Source organism: Gordonia sp. LUNF6 (assembly GCF_047041125.1).
Taxonomy (GTDB): domain Bacteria; phylum Actinomycetota; class Actinomycetes; order Mycobacteriales; family Mycobacteriaceae; genus Gordonia; species Gordonia sihwensis.
The window spans coordinates 2,361,676-2,379,298 of the sequence record NZ_CP178181.1 but is presented as its reverse complement, the minus strand read 5'-3'; the positions used below and the strand labels follow the sequence as shown (position 1 = coordinate 2,379,298).

The 17,623-nt window shown below is 68.2% G+C and carries 14 protein-coding genes; 11 read left to right on the top strand and 3 right to left on the bottom strand.

Annotation, left to right across the window (positions count from 1 at the left end; translation table 11 throughout):
- The first annotated feature begins 271 nt into the window (after window positions 1-271).
- A complete protein-coding gene (gene ileS / locus ACK8HH_RS11115; RefSeq protein ID WP_062366730.1) occupies window positions 272-3,460 on the top strand; it encodes an isoleucine--tRNA ligase in 3,189 nt (1,062 codons plus the stop codon).
- Window positions 3,461-3,472: 12 nt separating this feature from the next.
- Here ileS and ACK8HH_RS11110 read toward each other — a convergent pair whose 3' ends face one another.
- On the bottom strand, window positions 3,473-4,237 hold the full coding sequence (locus tag ACK8HH_RS11110) for an SGNH/GDSL hydrolase family protein (protein WP_039866949.1): 765 nt from the start codon (window positions 4,235-4,237) through the stop codon (window positions 3,473-3,475).
- A gap of 44 nt (window positions 4,238-4,281) precedes the next feature.
- On the opposite strand from ACK8HH_RS11110, the gene ACK8HH_RS11105 reads away from it, so the two are divergent.
- Entirely contained in the window at window positions 4,282-4,467 is a 186-nt protein-coding gene (locus tag ACK8HH_RS11105) for a hypothetical protein (protein ID WP_006895341.1), read from the top strand.
- A 58-nt stretch (window positions 4,468-4,525) separates the two neighbouring features.
- Entirely contained in the window at window positions 4,526-5,875 is a 1,350-nt protein-coding gene (locus ACK8HH_RS11100) for a DNA polymerase IV (protein ID WP_045537446.1), read from the top strand.
- Window positions 5,876-5,898: 23 nt separating this feature from the next.
- Here the strand turns inward: ACK8HH_RS11100 and ACK8HH_RS11095 are convergent, their stop codons facing one another.
- A complete protein-coding gene (locus tag ACK8HH_RS11095) occupies window positions 5,899-6,834 on the bottom strand; it encodes an asparaginase (protein WP_006895343.1) in 936 nt (311 codons plus the stop codon).
- Window positions 6,835-7,030: 196 nt separating this feature from the next.
- Between ACK8HH_RS11095 and ACK8HH_RS11090 the strand changes: the two genes are divergently transcribed.
- Window positions 7,031-7,612: a hypothetical protein gene (locus ACK8HH_RS11090; RefSeq protein ID WP_006895344.1), complete on the top strand. Its 582-nt coding sequence runs from the start codon at window positions 7,031-7,033 to the stop codon at window positions 7,610-7,612.
- Window positions 7,613-7,665: 53 nt separating this feature from the next.
- On the opposite strand, the gene ACK8HH_RS11085 is transcribed toward ACK8HH_RS11090, so the two are convergent.
- On the bottom strand, window positions 7,666-8,652 hold the full coding sequence (locus ACK8HH_RS11085; RefSeq protein ID WP_412475177.1) for a hypothetical protein: 987 nt from the start codon (window positions 8,650-8,652) through the stop codon (window positions 7,666-7,668).
- An 83-nt stretch (window positions 8,653-8,735) separates the two neighbouring features.
- Between ACK8HH_RS11085 and lspA the strand changes: the two genes are divergently transcribed.
- The 7 genes from lspA to ACK8HH_RS11050 all read left to right on the top strand — a co-directional run bounded on the left by lspA (window position 8,736) and on the right by ACK8HH_RS11050 (window position 17,623).
- Window positions 8,736-9,338 carry a signal peptidase II gene (lspA, locus tag ACK8HH_RS11080; RefSeq protein WP_006895346.1) on the top strand — a complete coding sequence of 201 codons (603 nt, stop codon included), beginning with the start codon at window positions 8,736-8,738 and terminating at the stop codon, window positions 9,336-9,338.
- Complete coding sequence (locus ACK8HH_RS11075; protein WP_006895347.1) at window positions 9,331-10,257, top strand: RluA family pseudouridine synthase; 927 nt, start codon at window positions 9,331-9,333, stop codon at window positions 10,255-10,257. The genes lspA and ACK8HH_RS11075 overlap by 8 nt, the downstream gene beginning before the upstream one ends.
- A gap of 137 nt (window positions 10,258-10,394) precedes the next feature.
- Window positions 10,395-13,931, top strand: coding sequence for a DNA polymerase III subunit alpha (gene dnaE, locus ACK8HH_RS11070; protein ID WP_006895348.1), 3,537 nt, complete (start codon window positions 10,395-10,397; stop codon window positions 13,929-13,931).
- Between the two features lie 69 nt (window positions 13,932-14,000).
- Entirely contained in the window at window positions 14,001-14,282 is a 282-nt protein-coding gene (locus ACK8HH_RS11065) for a hypothetical protein (protein WP_039866952.1), read from the top strand.
- A complete protein-coding gene (gene ilvA, locus ACK8HH_RS11060) occupies window positions 14,239-15,621 on the top strand; it encodes a threonine ammonia-lyase IlvA (protein WP_006895349.1) in 1,383 nt (460 codons plus the stop codon). The genes ACK8HH_RS11065 and ilvA overlap by 44 nt, the downstream gene beginning before the upstream one ends.
- 288 nt (window positions 15,622-15,909) lie before the next feature.
- Window positions 15,910-16,755, top strand: a complete 846-nt coding sequence (locus tag ACK8HH_RS11055) for an MlaE family ABC transporter permease (RefSeq protein ID WP_006895350.1) — start codon at window positions 15,910-15,912, stop codon at window positions 16,753-16,755.
- Window position 16,756: 1 nt separating this feature from the next.
- On the top strand, window positions 16,757-17,623 hold the full coding sequence (locus ACK8HH_RS11050; protein WP_006895351.1) for an ABC transporter permease: 867 nt from the start codon (window positions 16,757-16,759) through the stop codon (window positions 17,621-17,623).

The following is a 17,623-nucleotide window of genomic DNA, read 5'->3' as shown; positions in this document are numbered from 1 at the left end:
TGCGGTCGGGCCCCGTGCAGTAGACTGATTGTTCGCAGCGACGACCCGGCAATCACCGGTGAGCTCCCGGAAGAACGGACCCGCTGGGTCTCAGTAGAACCGGGCGGGTGCGGCCCGACACAGCCGTCACGATGAGAGGCACGCCCCTCGGGCGTGCAAGCGGGGTGGTACCGCGCGCAGACCGTGAACTCAGGCGAGTCCACACAGTCGCGTCCCCGTGCCCACAGGGCCGACGAGAGCGTCGGCGAAGACCAGGCACGAGGAGCAGCGCGTGAGCGACACGACCCCCGAATCACAGCAGAGCACCACGGCGCGCGCCTACCCGATCGTCGATCTGACCGACGGAACCGGGCGGGGAGCGCCGTCGTTTCCCCAGGTCGAGGAGACCGTCCTGCAGTACTGGGCGGAGGACGACACCTTCAAGGCGTCGATCGCCAATCGCGAGGACGCACCGGAGTTCGTGTTCTACGACGGTCCGCCCTTCGCCAACGGACTTCCGCACTACGGCCACCTGCTCACCGGTTACGTCAAAGACGTGATCCCGCGGTACCAGACGATGCGCGGTAAGAAGGTCGACCGCCGATTCGGCTGGGACACCCACGGTCTGCCCGCCGAACTCGAGGCCGAGCGGCAACTCGGGATCACCGATAAATCGGAGATCGAGACGATGGGCGTCGACAAGTTCAACGAATACTGCCGCGACTCGGTTCTCCGCTACACGGGCGAGTGGCGCGACTACGTCACCCGGCAGGCCCGCTGGGTCGACTTCGAGAACGACTACAAGACGCTCGATCTGGACTTCATGGAGTCGGTCATGTGGGCCTTCAAGCGCCTGCACGACAAGGGCCTGGTGTACCAGGGATACCGCGTGCTCCCGTACTCCTGGTACGAGCAGACGCCGCTGAGCAACCAGGAGTCCAAGCTCGACGACGCCTACCGCATGCGCCAGGATCCGGCGGTCACCGTGACGATGCCGCTCTCCGCGCCGGGATCACCGCTCGACGGCGTCAACGCGCTGATCTGGACGACGACGCCGTGGACCCTTCCGTCGAACCTGGCGATCGCGGTACATCCCGAGACCGAGTACTCGCATGTGCGGACCGCCGACGGCGACGAGTACCTGCTGGCCTCGGCTCTTGTCGGTGCGTACGCGAAGGAACTCGGCGAACCGGAGACGGTCGGGGTGTACCTCGGCAAGGAACTGGCGGGGCTGAGTTACCGACCGCCGTTCGACTTCTTCCTCGGCCACCCCGCCTCGCACGTGGTGCTGCTGGCCGACTACGTCACCACCGACAGCGGCACCGGCGTCGTCCATCTCGCGCCGGCCTTCGGTGAGGAGGACATGGACGTCGCGACCGCCAACGGCATCGAGGTGGTGCAGCCGCTCGATCCGGGCGGCCGTTTCACCGATCTGGTGCCGCCGTACCAGGGCCAGATGGTCTTCGACGCCAACCCGAACATCATCAGAGATCTCAAGGCGGCGGGCCGCATCCTTCGGCACGAGACCATCGAGCACTCCTACCCGCACTCGTGGCGGTCGGGCCAGCCGCTGATCTACATGGCCGTGCCGTCGTGGTTCGTCGCCGTCACCGAGATCAAGGACCGGATGCTGGAGTTGAACCAGCAGATCACCTGGTCGCCGGCCCACATCCGGGACGGGCAGTTCGGCAAGTGGCTCGCCGGAGCCAAGGACTGGAACATCAGCCGCAACCGCTTCTGGGGAGCGCCGATCCCGGTATGGGTCTCCGACGATCCGGCGTACCCGCGGGTTGACGTCTACGGCAGTCTCGACGAGCTCGAGCGCGACTTCGGGGTGCGGCCGGAGAACCTGCACCGGCCCCACATCGACGAACTGACCCGGCCGAATCCCGACGATCCGACCGGGCGTTCGACGATGCGACGCGTGCCGGAGGTCCTGGACTGCTGGTTCGAGTCCGGGTCGATGCCGTACGCGCAGGTGCATTACCCGTTCGAGAACACCGAGTGGTTCGACGGCGGCGGCGATCAGCTGGCGCACAATCCGGGCGACTTCATCGTCGAGTACAACGGACAGACCCGCGGCTGGTTCTACAACCTGCACGTGCTGGCCACCGCCCTCTTCGACCGCCCCGCGTTCAAAACGGTGGCCGCACACGGCATCGTGCTCGGCGATGACGGTCAGAAGATGAGCAAGTCCAAGCGCAACTACCCCGACGTCAACGAGGTATTCGACCGCGACGGCTCCGATGCGATGCGCTGGTTCCTGATGGCCTCGCCGATCCTGCGCGGCGGCAACCTGGTGGTCACCGAGCGCGGCATCCGCGAGGGAGTGCGCCAGGCTCTGCTGCCGATGTGGAACGCATACAGCTTCCTGCAGCTGTACGCGGAGCGCCCGGCCACGTGGCGCACCGATTCGCAGCACGTCCTCGACCGCTACATCCTCGCCAAACTGGCCCAGACGCGCGACGAGATGACCGCGGCGCTCGACGTCTACGACATCGCCGGCGCCTGCGAGAGTTTCCGCGAGTTCTGCCAGTCGCTGACCAACTGGTACGTGCGGCGGTCGCGGGCCCGGTTCTGGGCGGGCCAGGACACCGACCCCGACGCCTTCGACACGCTGTACACGGTGCTGGAGGTGGCGGGCCGGCTCGCCGCACCGCTGCTTCCGCTGGCCACCGAGGCGATGTGGCGGGGATTGACCGGTGAACGGTCGGTGCACCTGACCGACTGGCCGGCCGAGGACGAGCTGCCCTCCGATACGGAACTGGTGGCGGCCATGGATCAGGTGCAGACCGTGTGCTCGGTCGCGTCGAGTGTCCGCAAGGCCAACAAGCTGCGCGTCCGTCTCCCGCTTCCGGCGCTGACCGTCGCCGCGCCCGCGGCCGAACGGATGGCGCCGTACACCGATCTGATCGCCGACGAGATGAACGTCAAGCAGGTCGTGCTCTCGACCGACGTCGACGCCGTCGGCCGCGTGGAGGTGGCCGTGAACGCACGAGCGGCCGGGCCGCGGATCGGCAAGGACGTCCAGCGCGCGATCAAGGCGGTGAAGTCGGGCGACTGGGAGTTCGGCACCGATCCGGAGACCGGCGAACAGACCGTCGTCGCCGACGGGATCGTCCTGAAGGGCGAGGAGTTCTCACGGAAGCTGGTCGCCGTCGCACCCGATTCGACCGCCGAGATGCCGGGCGGGGCGGGTCTGGTGGTCCTCGACACGGCGGTGACGCCCGCACTCGAAGCCGAGGGCTGGGCGAAGGACCGGGTCCGCGAACTGCAGGACGCGCGCCGCAACCTCGGGCTGGAGATCTCCGACCGCATCTCGGTGCGCCTGGCGGTGCCCGAGGAGCGGGTGGAGACCGCGAGGCGTCATTCGGACATGATCGCCGGCGAGGTGTTGGCGACCGCGTTCGACGTGACCTCGGACCGACCGGGGGCGATCGAACTCGGAGACGGCGTCACCGCCGACATCGAGAAGGCGTAGTCGCCGCTCGGCTCACGCGCCGAGCGCGGTCATCTCCGGGAACCTGGGCGAGAGGTCGTCGCCGCTGGAGGTGCCGCGCAGGCGTCTGCCGATCCACGGCACGGCGAACTCCCTGATCCAACGCCGGTTCTCGGCGCGCCGGCGGGCGGGCGACAGGTCGGGGAGCGGGGCCTGCTCCAGCGGCCGGAGGCCGTGCTCGACGCCGAGCGCGTCGAGCACGGCGATCGCCATGCGCTGATGGCCCGCGGCCGACATGTGCAGCCGATCGAAGTCCCAGAGGCGGACGTCGCGGTAGTCGTCGATCCGCCAGAAGTCGACGATGGTGGCGCCGTGGCGGTCGGCGATCTCGCGGACGCCCTCGTTGTAGATCGCGAAGCGCCCGCGAAGGGCGCTGAAGAGGGGCCAGCCGCCCGGATCGTGCGCGGTGAACAGCACGAGTCGCGCACCGGACTCGGTCAGTCGCGCCACGGCGGCGTCGTACGTCGAGAGCAGGGCGTCGATGTCGACCTTGGGCCGGAGGATGTCGTTGCCGCCGGCGTAGAGGGTGATCAGATCCGGGTCGAGTGCGAGCGCCGGCTCCACCTGTTCGGCCACGATCGGCTCGAGCTTGCGACCGCGGATGGCGAGGTTGGCGTACTCGGCGCCGGGCTCGAGCCGCGCCAACTCGGCCGCCACCCGGTCCGCCCAGCCGCGGACTCCGTTCGGCCGCTGCGGGTCGTGGTCCCCGACTCCTTCGGTGAAGGAGTCGCCCAATGCTGCATATCGAAGGAAAGGCACGTCTGCCGAGAGTACGCCCGCGGGGCCGGCGATAGAATCGGGCCATGAGCGGCGACGATCTCGAGCGACTCCAGCGCTGGGAGGACAACGGCGCGCAGTGGGAGGTCGTGTCGCTGCGGCCGGACTCGGCGACCATCGCGCTGCTGCGCTGCGACGCGGGTGAAGAGGTCGACCGCTTCGTCACCACCGATCCCCGAGTGCTGGCCCTGTGCCGCCGTCCCCGTGACTGACTCCGCACCCGGCACCGCCGGCGGGGAGCGCAGCGCGCGCTGGGTGCTGCACATCGACATGGATGCCTTCTTCGCGTCGGTGGAGCAGCTCACGCGGCCGACCCTGGCCGGGCGTCCGGTGCTCGTCGGCGGCACCGGTGGCCGCGGCGTGGTGGCCGGAGCCAGCTACGAGTCGCGGACGTTTGGTGCCCGTTCGGCGATGCCGATGCATCAGGCGCGGCGGCTGGTCGGCGGCTCCGCGGTGGTGGTTCCGCCGCGCGGATCGGTGTACTCGGTGGTGAGCCGCCGCGTCTTCGGACTCGTGAGAACCTTCGTCCCGGTCATCGAGACGCTCTCGTTCGACGAGGCGTTCGGCGAACCGCAGGAGCTCGCGGGCGCCACCGCCGCCGACGCGCTCGACTTCGCCCACCGGCTGCGCGCCGCGATCCGGGAGGAGACGGGGCTGCCCGCTTCGGTGGGCTTCGGCTCGGGCAAACAGATCGCCAAGATCGCCTCCGGAATGGCCAAACCCGATGGGGCCAAGGTGATTCCGCCGTCCACGGAATTGGACTTCCTGCAAGCGCTGCCGGTGCGCAAGCTGTGGGGGATCGGCCCGGTGACCGGAGACCGACTGGCTCGGCTGGGAGTGGAGACCATCGGCGACCTGGCAGCGCTCTCGGATGTCGAGGTCGCCTCGGTCCTCGGCGCCACCGCGGGACCGTCGCTGCACCGGCTCGCGCGCGGGATCGACGATCGCCCGGTGACCGAGCGGGCGGAGGCGAAGCAGATCAGCGCCGAATCGACCTTCGCGGTCGACATCGTGCGCGCGGCCGAACTCCGGGCGGCCGTCTCGGGCGCGGCGTCGCATGCGCATCGACGGCTGCTGGCGGACGGCCGCGGCGCGCGGACCGTGGTGGTGAAGTTGCGCCGCTCCGACATGTCGATCCTGACCCGCTCGACCACTCTGCCCGCGCCGACGACCGACCTCGATGCGCTGACCGCGGCGGCGCACCGGGTGATGCTCGATCCCTTGGAGGTGGGGCCGATCCGCCTGGTCGGCGTCGGATACTCCGGGTTGTCGGACACTCACCAGGAGACGCTGTTTCCCGATCTCGGTGACCTCGGTGACTCCGCGTCGCCCTCCGGCACGGGGGCTGCGGCCACTGGTGCGCCCGGCGTCCCGGACGAGGACACCGCCGCCGAACCCGTCGTCGACTGGCCCACCGGTACCGACGTCTCGCATCCCGATCACGGCCACGGATGGGTGCAGGGCGGGGGTCACGGCTTCGTGACCGTCCGGTTCGAGACGCGCGCGACCGGTCCGGGCCGCGCGCAGACCTTCCGACTGCCCGAGCCGAGACTGACGCGGGCGGACCCGCTCGACAGCCTCGCCTGGGACGAGGTCGCCGAATCGGGGGATCCGGACTAGACAGTACAGCTGGGGCTGTGCGGTCAGGGGGACGACGCCGCGAAGAAGGCGGCGATCGCGTCGGCGTCGGCGCCGCGGGAGAGCAGGGCGATGAGGGCCATCCGCGCCTGCGGCGCCCGCAGCCACGGGGAGAAGATCGCGCCGGCCCGGACGAGATCGACGCCGCCGCCACCACCACCGTAGGTCGGCTCCACCGGGCCGTACGGGACCCGGGTCGACACGACCACCGCCACGTCGCGCTGCACCGCGAGATTCACCTCGGCGGTGATGTCGGGATGGGTGTTGCCAGAGCCGGTCGCCGACAGCACGATGCCCGCCGCCCGCTGGGCGACCGCCGACGCGATGGTGCCGGGTGAGACGCCGGGGTAGAGCGCGAGCAGGTCGACACGGGCCGGCCTGCCCTCGGGAAGAGTGTCCGAGACCAGCGGTCGCGGCAGGTCGGGATGGACGGTGTCGAATGCGGTGACCTCGGTGGTCGAGGTCTTGAACACGCCGCGCGCGCCGAGAACCCGGCCGCCGATCGCCACCAGCACACCGCGTCCGCGCGAGTCCGCGTCGGCCGCCAGCGCCACCGCGGCGGCGATGTTGGCCGGACCGTCGGAGAGCGGGTGATCGGCCGGGAACTGCGCGCCGGTGAACACCACCGGGCGGGGGTCGGCGGCGAAGACGTCCGCCAAGTAGGCGGTCTCCTCGAGAGTGTCGGTTCCATGCGTCACCACCACTCCGGCGACCGCGGGATCGGCGAAGGCCTCGGCGATCGCTGCGACGATTGCGAACTGGTCGCGGACGGTCATCGCCGACGAGTCCTTGGCCATCAGCTCGACGGGTGCGACCCGGACGTCGTCGGCGGTCGCCGGGACGAGGTCGGCCGCGTGCAGGACCGGCACGGCCCCGTCGTCGGTGGTCTGCGAGGCGGCGGTGCCGCCAGTGGTGATCATCACGACCTGACGTGTGCTCATGGTCTCGATTCTTGCATCCCGCGTCGATCGTGTCTGCAGCTCGCGGTGGGGCTGGCGAGACAGATGAGACCAAGCTGAGAAGTCACCCGATACCGGCCTGAGCGAGTGTGCGGATCGCGGGCTCTTTGGCATAGTGGTCTGAGTTCGGGTCTGGGAGGGCCCGCTGGAATCCGACCCCAATGTGAGGACTACTTCGGTGAACATTCGCAGAATCGTGACCGGTGCCGTGCTTGCCGGCGCCATCGCCGCGACCGCGGCGTGCGGCGGCAACGACAACTCCGACGCTCCGCCCGTGCCCAGTGCCACCACGTCCAGCGCCGCGGCCACGAGCAGTGCGGCCACCGGCACCGAGGCCGAGATGACGAACCCGAACAAGGTTCCCGGCGTCGCCGCACTCAACGACATGCTTCAGAAGGCGCTCGATCCGAATATCAAGCCGGCGGCCAAGACCGACCTGGTCGAGGGCTCCGAGGTGGACCCGAACCTCTTCACGCAGCTGGTGAAGGCCAAGAAGGAGAACCCGGACGTCACCTACGAGATCAAGAAGCCGATCCTGAAGGCCGGGCCCAACCGAGCCAAGGTGAAGGTCGAGGTGAAGCTGCCGAACAACCCGCCGACCAAGATCGACGCGTCGATCGTCTTCGACAACGGCCGCTGGAAGCTCTCCAAGGAGACCGTCTGCCCGCTGCTGAGCCAGACCGACGTGCAGTCGCCGCTGTGCGTTTCGCCGTCGAGCAAGGCCAAGAGCGCGACCTCGAGCAAGAAGGCCGCGGGCTGATTCCGGTCAGCCGCTGACCGGAGCACATCCATTCGCCCTCGCCAGGCGCGGAGTCATTCCGACTTCCGCCAGGTGAGGGTGAATTCGTTCTGCTGCAGGATGGGCCGGTTGGGGTCGTCGCCGGTCAGTTCGCGGCCGCCCTTCATCGTGAGGTCGCCCGAGACCGGCAGCAGCGAGCGGAGATCGACCGTCAACGAGCCCGAGCCGCTCATCGAGAACTTCGCGATGTGCAGCTTCGCGTCGGACCCCGGGATAGAGAAGACCGAGTCGACCGGTGTCTCGTCGACCCGCACGTCGAGTTTGAGGATGTCGCCTTCGCGAGCGGTCAGTGTCACGGTCATGGTCTGGGTGACCGTCGCGGCCGCGGACACCGTCCGCAGCGACTGCCATCGGGCACCCGGGGCCACCGGGGTGGTCGGCACCGGCACCGCGTAGTCGAACGCCCCGACGAGCGACTGCTCCAGCGCGCTGCGTGCGGGTGACTCGGACGATTCGTCGGGCTTGAGGCGCAGCCGGGTGGGCACCAGGCCCGGGGCGTACGAGATGCCGCCCGTGGATCCGTCGAGCGCGCCGAGCAGGCCGTCGAGAGCGGTGTCCTTGCTGGTGGGCGTTCCGATGGAGAACTCGAGACTGCTCGGATCGTCGCACACGGCGCGCGCGGTGATCGGAGTGACGAGTTGCTGCTCGGTCTTCTGCACCTGATTGGTGTTCTCCGTGCGCGAGGTCGGTGCCACGCTCGCCTCGAGCGACGAGGTCTCCAGCGTGACCCGCTGGGCGGCATCGGTCCTCGGCGAGACGGTGAGCGGCTGCGCCGGACCCTCGCCGGGGGAGAGGACGGTCACCTCGGCGTCGGGCACGGTGATCGACCGCGCGCCGTCGGACTTGCTGGCCGGCGTCGTGGCACACGGACCGTCGCCGGAGGCGTCGTTCGAAGACGAACACGCCGCGGCGCCGGACGCCAGAACGACCGCCGCGGCGGCCATGCCGACGGCGCGGCGGGCAGTGGTGGAACGCGGGGAAACCGGAGACGAGACAGTCACCCGAGCCAGAGTAGTGCGGGCCGCGGGCCGTCCCGACGAGGCGGGGTGCGACGCCGACGCGGCCGATGTGGAGAATTGAGGTCATGAACCAACCTGCGGCGCAGCGCGCCGGAGACCCGGCGCGCCGCCGCGGAGTCGGGCTGATCCCCGTTCTCATCGCGGTGGCGGTCGCCGCCTACCTGATCGACGTCCTCAGCAAGGTGCTGGTGGTTGCGAAGATGGAACCCGGTGAGACGGTGTCGGTGATCGGCGACTTCCTCACCTTTCACCTGGTCCGTAACAGCGGCGCGGCGTTCTCCATGGCCACCGGCTACACGTGGGTGCTGACCTTCGTCGCGCTGGCCGTCGTCGTGGTGATCGCGCGCTACGCCAAGCGGCTCGGTTCGCTGGGCTGGGTGATCGGCCTGGGCCTGGTGCTGGGCGGGGCGCTGGGCAATCTGACCGACCGGATGTTCCGCGATCCGGCGCCGCTGCGCGGCCATGTGGTCGACTTCATTCAGGTGGGGAGTTGGTGGCCCACCTTCAACATGGCCGATTCGGCGGTCGTCTGCGGTGCGGTTCTGTTGGTCGTGCTGACCCTGCTCGGTTACGACTACGACGGATCCCGCACCGGATGGGCGGCTCGGCACGGCAGTGAGAAGCACCCGGCGGAGTCGGGCGAGGACGAGGAGGACCACGATGCGTGACTCGCGGGCGATGCCGGTCCCCGACGGTCTCCACGGGATGCGCGTGGACGCGGGCGTGGCGCGCGTGCTCGGTCTCTCGCGCACGGTGGTCGCGACGCTCGCCGACGCCGGTGACATCACCGTCGACGGCGTCCCGGTGGGCAAGTCCCACAAGCTGGCGGCCGGATCGTGGCTCGACGTGCTTCTTCCCGAGCCGGAGCAGCCGCTCACGGTGGAGCCGACACCGGTCGAAGACCTCGAGGTGCTCTACCACGACTCCGACATCATCGTCGTCGACAAGCCCGCCGGCGTCGCGGCGCATCCGTCGCTCGGCTGGTCGGGGCCGACCGTCATCGGAGCGCTGGCGGCGGCCGGCTTCCGCATCTCCACCTCGGGTGCGCACGAGCGCCAGGGCATCGTGCACCGCCTCGACGCGGGTACCTCGGGGGTGATGGTGGTGGCCGCGTCCGAACGCGCGTACACGCTGATGAAGCGGGCGTTCAAGGAACGCACCGTCGAGAAGCGGTACCACGCGCTGGTGCAGGGGCACCTCGATCCGCCGTCCGGGACGATCGACGCGCCGATCGGTCGACATCCCGGGTCCGATTGGCGTTTCGCCGTCACCGCGGGCGGTCGTGAATCCGTGACGCATTACGACACCCTGGAGATGTTCGCGGCGGCGTCGTTGCTCGACGTTCATCTGGAGACCGGACGCACGCACCAGATCCGTGTGCACTTCTCGGCGATGCACCATCCGTGCTGCGGCGACCCGACCTACGGCGCCGATCCCCGGCTCGCGGGCCGGCTGGGGCTCGAACGGCAGTGGCTGCACGCCCGGATGCTGGCCTTCGCGCACCCCGCCGACGGTCGTCGCGTGGAGTTCACCTCGGAGTACCCGGCCGATCTGCAGCACGCCCTGGACGTTCTCCGGGAGCCGTGAGACGAGGAGGTGATCGGCCCTCGCGCGGGCCGCTCGTCTCATCCGTCACAGGTCCGCGTGCCACGGCGGAAGTGTCCGAGGTCTTCTCTACAGTGGAGTGGTCTCAAGTTGGTTCGATCGCCTCAAGGAGTCGCCGCGTGTCCGGGTCGTTCGTTCATCTTCACAATCACACCGAGTACTCGATGCTCGACGGTGCCGCGAAGATGTCCCCGTTGTTCGCCGAGGCCGAGCGCCTGGGCATGACGGCGATCGGGATGACCGACCACGGCAACATGTTCGGTGCGAGCGAGTTCTACAACACCGCGCGCAAGCACGGCATCAAGCCGATCATCGGCATCGAGGCGTACATCGCACCGGAGTCCCGTTTCAACACTAAGCGGATCCAGTGGGGCACGCGCGACCAGAAGTCCGACGACGTCTCCGGTTCGGGTGCGTACACGCATATGACGATGGTCGCCGAGAACGCCACCGGGCTGCGGAACCTCTTCAAACTGTCGTCGCTGGCGTCGATCGAGGGACAGCTCGGCAAGTGGGCGCGTATGGACGCCGAGATCATCGCCGAGCACGCCGAAGGGATCATCGCGACCACCGGCTGCCCGTCCGGTGAGGTGCAGACGCGGCTGCGGCTGGGCCACGAGGCCGAGGCTCTCGAGGCGGCGGGCAAGTGGCAGGAGATCTTCGGCAAGGAGAACTTCTACCTCGAGCTGATGGAGCACGGCCTCGAGATCGAGCAGCGGGTGCGGTCGGGGCTCCTCGACATCGGCCGCAAGCTCGGCATCAAGCCGCTGGTCACCAACGACTGTCACTACGTCACCCGCGATCACGCCAAGGCGCACGAGGCGCTGCTGTGCCTCCAGACGGGCAAGACGCTGTCGGACCCGACACGGTTCAAGTTCGACGGCGACGGCTACTACCTCAAGTCGGCGGAGGAGATGCGAGCGCTGTGGGACGACGTCGTCCCCGGCGGCTGCGATTCGACGCTCGAGATCGGCGAACGCGTGCAGTCGTACGAGGAGGTCTACGCGCACCACGACCGGATGCCGATCTTCCCGGTGCCGGACGGCTACACGCAGGAGACGTGGCTGGCGCGCGAAGTGATGGCCGGTCTGGACCGCCGGTTCGACGGCAATCCGCCCGCGGACTACATCTCGCGCGCCGAGTACGAACTGTCGGTCATCAACCAGATGGGTTTCCCGGCCTACTTCCTCGTCGTCGGCGACCTCATCCGGCACGCCCTGGAGGTCGGGATCCGCGTCGGGCCGGGACGAGGCAGCGCCGCGGGGTCGCTGGTGGCCTACGCGCTCGGCATCACGAACATCGATCCCATTCCGCACGGTCTGCTGTTCGAGCGGTTCCTCAACCCCGAGCGCGTGTCGATGCCCGACATCGACATCGACTTCGACGACCGTCGCCGCGGTGAGATGATCACCTACGCCTCCCAGAAGTGGGGCCACGACAAAGTGGCTCAGGTCATCACCTTCGGCACGATCAAGACCAAGGCCGCGATCAAGGACTCGGCCCGCGTCCAATTCGGTCAGCCGGGCTTCGCGATCGCAGACCGGATCACCAAGGCGCTCCCGCCGCCGATCATGGCCAAGGACATCCCGGTCTGGGGCATCACCGATCCCGAGCACGAGCGGTACTCGGAGGCCACCGAGGTCCGCACGCTGATCGAGACCGATCCGGACGTCAAGCGGATCTACGACACCGCCCTCGGCCTGGAGGGGCTGGTCCGCAACGCGGGCGTGCACGCCTGCGCGGTGATCATGTCGAGCGAACCGCTCACCGACGCGATCCCGGTCTGGAAGCGTGCGCAGGACGGCGCCATCATCACCGGTTGGGACTATCCCTCGTGCGAGGCCATCGGTCTGCTCAAGATGGACTTCCTCGGGCTGCGCAACCTGACCGTCATCGGTGACGCGATCGAGAACATCAAGACCAACCGCGGCATCGACCTCGATCTCGACAAGCTGCCGCTCGAGGATCCGAAGACCTACGAGCTGCTGGCGCGGGGCGACACGCTCGGCGTCTTCCAGCTCGACGGCGCGGCCATGCGCGAGCTGCTGAAGATGATGCAGCCCACCGGCTTCGAAGACATCGTCGCCGTGTTGGCGCTGTACCGCCCGGGGCCGATGGGTGTGAACGCGCACACCGACTACGCCAAGCGGAAGAACGGTCTGCAGGACGTCAAGCCGATCCATCCCGAGTTGGAGGAGCCGCTCAAGGAGATCCTGGCGGAGACCTACGGCCTGATCGTCTACCAGGAGCAGATCATGCAGATCGCTCAGAAGGTGGCGGGCTACTCGCTCGGACAGGCCGACCTGCTCCGTCGTGCGATGGGAAAGAAGAAGAAGGAGATCCTCGACGAGGCCTACGACGGTTTCGCGGAGGGGATGAAGAACAACGGCTTCTCACAGGGGGCGATCACCGCCCTGTGGGACACGGTTCTGCCGTTCGCCGGCTACGCCTTCAACAAATCGCACGCCGCCGGCTACGGGCTGGTCTCGTTCTGGACCGCCTATCTCAAGGCCAACTACCCGGCCGAGTACATGGCGGGGCTGCTGACGTCGGTCGGCGACGACAAGGACAAAGCGGCGATCTACCTCGCGGACTGTCGCAAGATGGGCATCACGGTGCTGCCACCCGACGTCAACGAGTCGCGTGCCGACTTCGCCGCGGTGGGGGAGGACATCCGATTCGGTCTGGCCGCGATCCGCAACGTCGGGTCCGGAGTGGTCTCCTCGATCATCTCGGCGCGCGAGGAGAAGGGCACCTACACGAGCTTCTCGGACTACTTGGGCAAGATCGACGTGCAGGCGTGCAGCAAGAAGGTCACCGAGTCGCTGATCAAAGCCGGCGGTTTCGATTCGCTCGGTCACGACCGCAAGGGCCTGTTCCTCGTTCACTCCGAAGCGATCGACGCCGTGCTGTCGACCAAGAAGGCCGAAGCGGTCGGCCAGTTCGACCTCTTCGGCGGTGTCGGAGACGACGACGGCGGTGCCTCGGACGTGTTCGCGGTCAAGGTGCCGGAGGACGAGTGGGAGACCAAGCACAAGCTCGCTCTCGAACGAGACATGCTGGGCCTGTACGTGTCCGGCCACCCACTGGCAGGACTGGAGCACGCGATCGCGGCGCAGACCGACACCTCGATCACCGCGCTCCTCGAAGGGTCGGTGGCCGACGGCGCGCAGATCACCATCGGCGGCATCATCTCCTCGGTGACCCGACGGGTGAACAAGAAGGGCGAGCCGTGGGCGGCGGTCCAGCTCGAGGACATGGTGGGCGGCGTCGAGGTGTACTTCTTCCCGCGCGCGTACGTCGCGTACGGGATGGACCTGGTGCCCGACAACATCGTCCTGGTCAAGGCCCGTGTCAACAAGCGTGACGATTCGACGATGATCAGCGCCAACGACCTCGCGGTTCCGGACCTGTCAGCGGTCGGCACCACCAAGCCGCTGAATCTCACGCTGTCGGCCCGCGTCTGCACGCCCGACCGGGTCAGCGCGCTCAAACAGATCCTCGTGCGTCATCCGGGGACCTCCGACGTTCATGTGACGCTGGTCAGCGACCGGAAGCAGACGCAGTTGCGGTTGATGGACTCACTGCGCGTGGCGCCGTCGTCGGCCCTGATGGGGGATTTGAAGGCACTCCTGGGCCCGAGCTGTCTGACCTGAGAAGGGCAGGCACGAGGCCGAGATTCGGTTCACCGAATCTCAACTCGTCGACTGAGCTACACTGTGGATATGACCACGCTGATCCGACAGGCACCTCAGCCCGCAACTGTGCATCGCGCCGTGCAGGTTCCGGTGTTCGGGGTGCCGTGGCCGCTGTACAAGCTGGCCGCTGTGGTCGCCGGCGTGGTCGTCGCCGCGCTCGTGTTCACCTTCACCGGCTCCGGGACGGCGTCAATGTGGGCCAGTGCAGTCGCGGTGATCACGGTGTGGTGGGGCGGCTATGTGCTGCTTCGTGAACGGTGGGACGATGGAGAGCGTGACTTCATCGCCGAACACCACTCCCGCCGCTGATTCGACCCTCACCCCGGCGAGCATTGAGGCTGCGGCACGTCGTCTGGACGGCGTCGTACGCCGGACACCGCTGGAGGACTGCCCCCGCCTGAGTGACGCCACCGGTGCGCGAGTGCATCTCAAGCGCGAGGATCTGCAGACCGTCCGCTCCTACAAGATCCGCGGCGCCTACAACGTCATGGCGCAGCTGAGCGCAGATGAACTGGCCGCAGGCGTCGTCGCGGCGAGCGCGGGCAATCACGCACAGGGCGTCGCGTTCGCGTGCGCCACCATGCAGGTCAAGGGTCGGATCTACGTACCGACGACCACTCCCAAGCAGAAGTGCGACCGGATTCTGTGGCATGGCCGAGGGTTCGTCGAGCTCATTCCGGTCGGTGAGACCTACGACGCCGCGGCGGCCGCGGCCCAGAGCGACGTGATCCGCACGGGCGCCACGTGGATCCATGCCTTCGACGACCCGCGCACGGCGGCCGGGCAGGGCACGATCGGCAAGGAGATCCTCGAGCAGCTCGGAGCCGATCCCGACGTCGTCGTGTTGCCGGTCGGCGGTGCGGGCTGCATGGCCGGAATCGTCACCTACCTGCGTGCGGCGTGCCCCGGCGTCGCGATCGTCGGCGTGGAGCCGCACGGTGCCGTGTCGCTCGCGGCCGCGCTGGTCAACGGTGCACCGTACACGCTGCCGACCGTCGACTCCTTCGTCGACGGTGCGGCAGTGCAGCGCATCGGCGGCCTGGGGCACGGCGTGATGGCGGCCGCCGGGGCCCGGGTGGTGAACCACCCCGTGCTCGCCGACGTCACCTCGCACCCGCGGGTGCCGGTGATCGAGGCCTCGGAGATCGACCTCGCGCCGGGCAGCGTCACCATCACGAATGTGAGCGAGGGGGCGATCTGCTCGACCATGCTCGAGCTGTACCAGAACGAGGGGATCATCGCCGAGCCCGCGGGCGCGCTCGCGGCGACCGCGGTGCGCGAACTCGATCTTCCCGCCGGTGCCACCGTGGTCGCACTCGTCTCGGGCGGCAACAACGACGTCTCCCGCTACGGCGAGATCATCGAGCGGTCGTTGGTGCACCGCGGTCTCAAGCACTACTTCCTGGTGAACTTCCCGCAGGAGCCGGGCGCGCTGCGCCGCTTCCTCGACGACGTCCTCGGTCCCGACGACGACATCACTCTGTTCGAGTACGTCAAGCGGAACAACCGCGAGACCGGGGCCGCGTTGGTCGGCGTGGAACTCGGCGACCCGTCGGATCTGTCCGGGTTGCAGGACCGGATGAAGCGCTCCCGTCTGGACGTCGAACAACTCGAGCCGGACACTCCGGCGTACCGCTACCTGACGTAGGCGGACCCAGCGCGACGGCGGTCGCTCCCGGTAACGACGGGGGCGGCCGCCGTCCTCGTCTCGACCACCCGATCACCTGGTTACCGGCGTCGTGGGAGGGTCACCTGCCTATTTCCTACATAGGTGAAGTTATGTGTGGCGCCTGGCACACTTTCCCGAAATCGCTGTGTATATTACGACCGAACACCCCCTCGGGGGTGGGGCCGGCGGGGGGCGCGGCGACTGTCGACTCCCCACCGCACCCGCGGAGGCGAAGAGGGCGAAGGCAGGGGATTGAGCACAGACACGGTGGACGCGCACCCACGTGCTGCTGCGCGTCGTTGGTCCGACAGCGGCGCCCGCAAATGGTTCGACGAGCACATCAAGAAGTCCTTCGAGACCTTCGGCCGTCAGCTCGCGATGTTCGTCGAAGTGTTCAAGGTCCTCATCGAAGACATCGTCAAGAAGCGCTTCCCCTTCGGCGAGTTCATCCGGCAGTGCGCGTTCATGGCCTCCACGTCGGTCTTCCCGACGCTGCTCGTGGCGATCCCGATCGGCGTCATCGTCTCGATCCAGGTCTCGAACATCGCCGGCCAGATCGGCGCCACGTCGTTCTCCGGCGCCGCGACCGGCCTCGGCGTCATCCGGCAGGGCGCGCCGCTGGTGACTTCGCTGCTGCTGGCGGGTGCGGTCGGCTCGGCCATCGCCGCCGACCTCGGCTCGCGCACGATCCGCGAGGAGATCGACGCCATGCGGGTGATGGGAGTCAACCCGATCCAGCGTCTGATCTCGCCCCGGCTGCTCGCCACGATGGTGGTCTCGTTCCTGCTCTGCGGCTTCGTCTGCTTCGTCGGCTTCATCACCGGCTACCTGTTCAACGTCTACTTCCAGGGCGGGACGCCCGGCAGCTACACGGGGACGTTCGCTTCCTTCGCCGGCGTGCCCGATCTGTTGTTCGCCCTGGTGAAAGCCGTGATCTTCGGCGCCATCGTGGCGATCGTCGCCTGCGACCGCGGCCTCACCACCAGCGGCGGCCCGGCCGGTGTCGCGAACTCGGTGAATGCGGCGGTCGTCAACTCGGTGATCCTGCTGTTCACCGTCAACGTGGTGCTCACCCAGGTGTTCGCACTCGTCGTGCCGGCGAAGGTGGTGTGAGATGGCCGCGTCACGCTACGTACCGCCGCTGCTCAAACCGCTCGGCTGGCTGCGGAAGCTGTGGGAGGCGCCGCGCGACGGCATCGTCGCGATGGGGCACCTGATCACCTTCCTCGTGAAGTCGATCGGACTGGCGCCCATCACCTTCACGCACTACCGGAAAGAGGTCTGGCGACTGCTCTCCGACGTGGCGTGGGGCAACGGCGCGATCGTCGTCGGCGGCGGAACCGTCGGCGTCATGGTGATCCTCGGTGTGATGGGCGGCGCGACCGTCGGCATCGAGGGCTACACGGCGCTCAACCTGCTCGGCATGTCGCCGATCACCGGCGGACTCTCGGCGTTCGCGACCACCCGTGAGATCGCTCCGCTGCTGGCCGCGACGGCGTTCACCGCACAGTCGGGCTGCCGGTTCACGGCGCAGCTCGGGTCGATGCGGATCAGCGAGGAGATCGACGCGCTCGAATCGATCGCGATCCGGCCGCTGCCTTATCTGGTGACGACCCGGATGGCCGCGGCGGTCCTGTCGATCATCCCGCTGTACGCGATCTCGCTGGCCGCCAACTACATCGCCTGCCAGTTCATGTTCCAGATCCAGTCGGGACAGGGATCGGGCACCTACCTGCACTACTTCGACGAATTCATCCTGTCGCGCGATGTGGTCTTCTCGTTCCTCAAAGTCATAGTCTTCGTCCTGCTCACGACCTTCATCCAGTGCTACTACGGATACTTCGCGTCGGGCGGTCCGGAAGGCGTGGGCGTCGCGGCCGGGCATGCGATCCGGCTGTCGATCATCACGATCGTCTTCGCGAACCTGATCCTCACGCTGGTGTTCTGGGGCACCTCGGCCGGCATCAAGATATCGGGGTGA

Excerpts from the sequence above, each read along its gene's own strand:
- ACK8HH_RS11065 (WP_039866952.1), top strand. The coding sequence starts at position 14,001 with ATGACCACGCTGATCCGACAGGCACCTCAGCCCGCAACTGTGCATCGC.
- ilvA (WP_006895349.1), top strand. The coding sequence starts at position 14,239 with ATGGAGAGCGTGACTTCATCGCCGAACACCACTCCCGCCGCTGATTCG.
- ACK8HH_RS11075 (WP_006895347.1), top strand. The coding sequence starts at position 9,331 with ATGCGTGACTCGCGGGCGATGCCGGTCCCCGACGGTCTCCACGGGATG.
- ACK8HH_RS11100 (WP_045537446.1), top strand. The coding sequence starts at position 4,526 with ATGGATGCCTTCTTCGCGTCGGTGGAGCAGCTCACGCGGCCGACCCTG.
- ACK8HH_RS11095 (WP_006895343.1), bottom strand. The coding sequence starts at position 6,834 with ATGAGCACACGTCAGGTCGTGATGATCACCACTGGCGGCACCGCCGCC.
- ACK8HH_RS11105 (WP_006895341.1), top strand. The coding sequence starts at position 4,282 with ATGAGCGGCGACGATCTCGAGCGACTCCAGCGCTGGGAGGACAACGGC.
- ACK8HH_RS11050 (WP_006895351.1), top strand. The coding sequence starts at position 16,757 with ATGGCCGCGTCACGCTACGTACCGCCGCTGCTCAAACCGCTCGGCTGG.
- lspA (WP_006895346.1), top strand. The coding sequence starts at position 8,736 with ATGAACCAACCTGCGGCGCAGCGCGCCGGAGACCCGGCGCGCCGCCGC.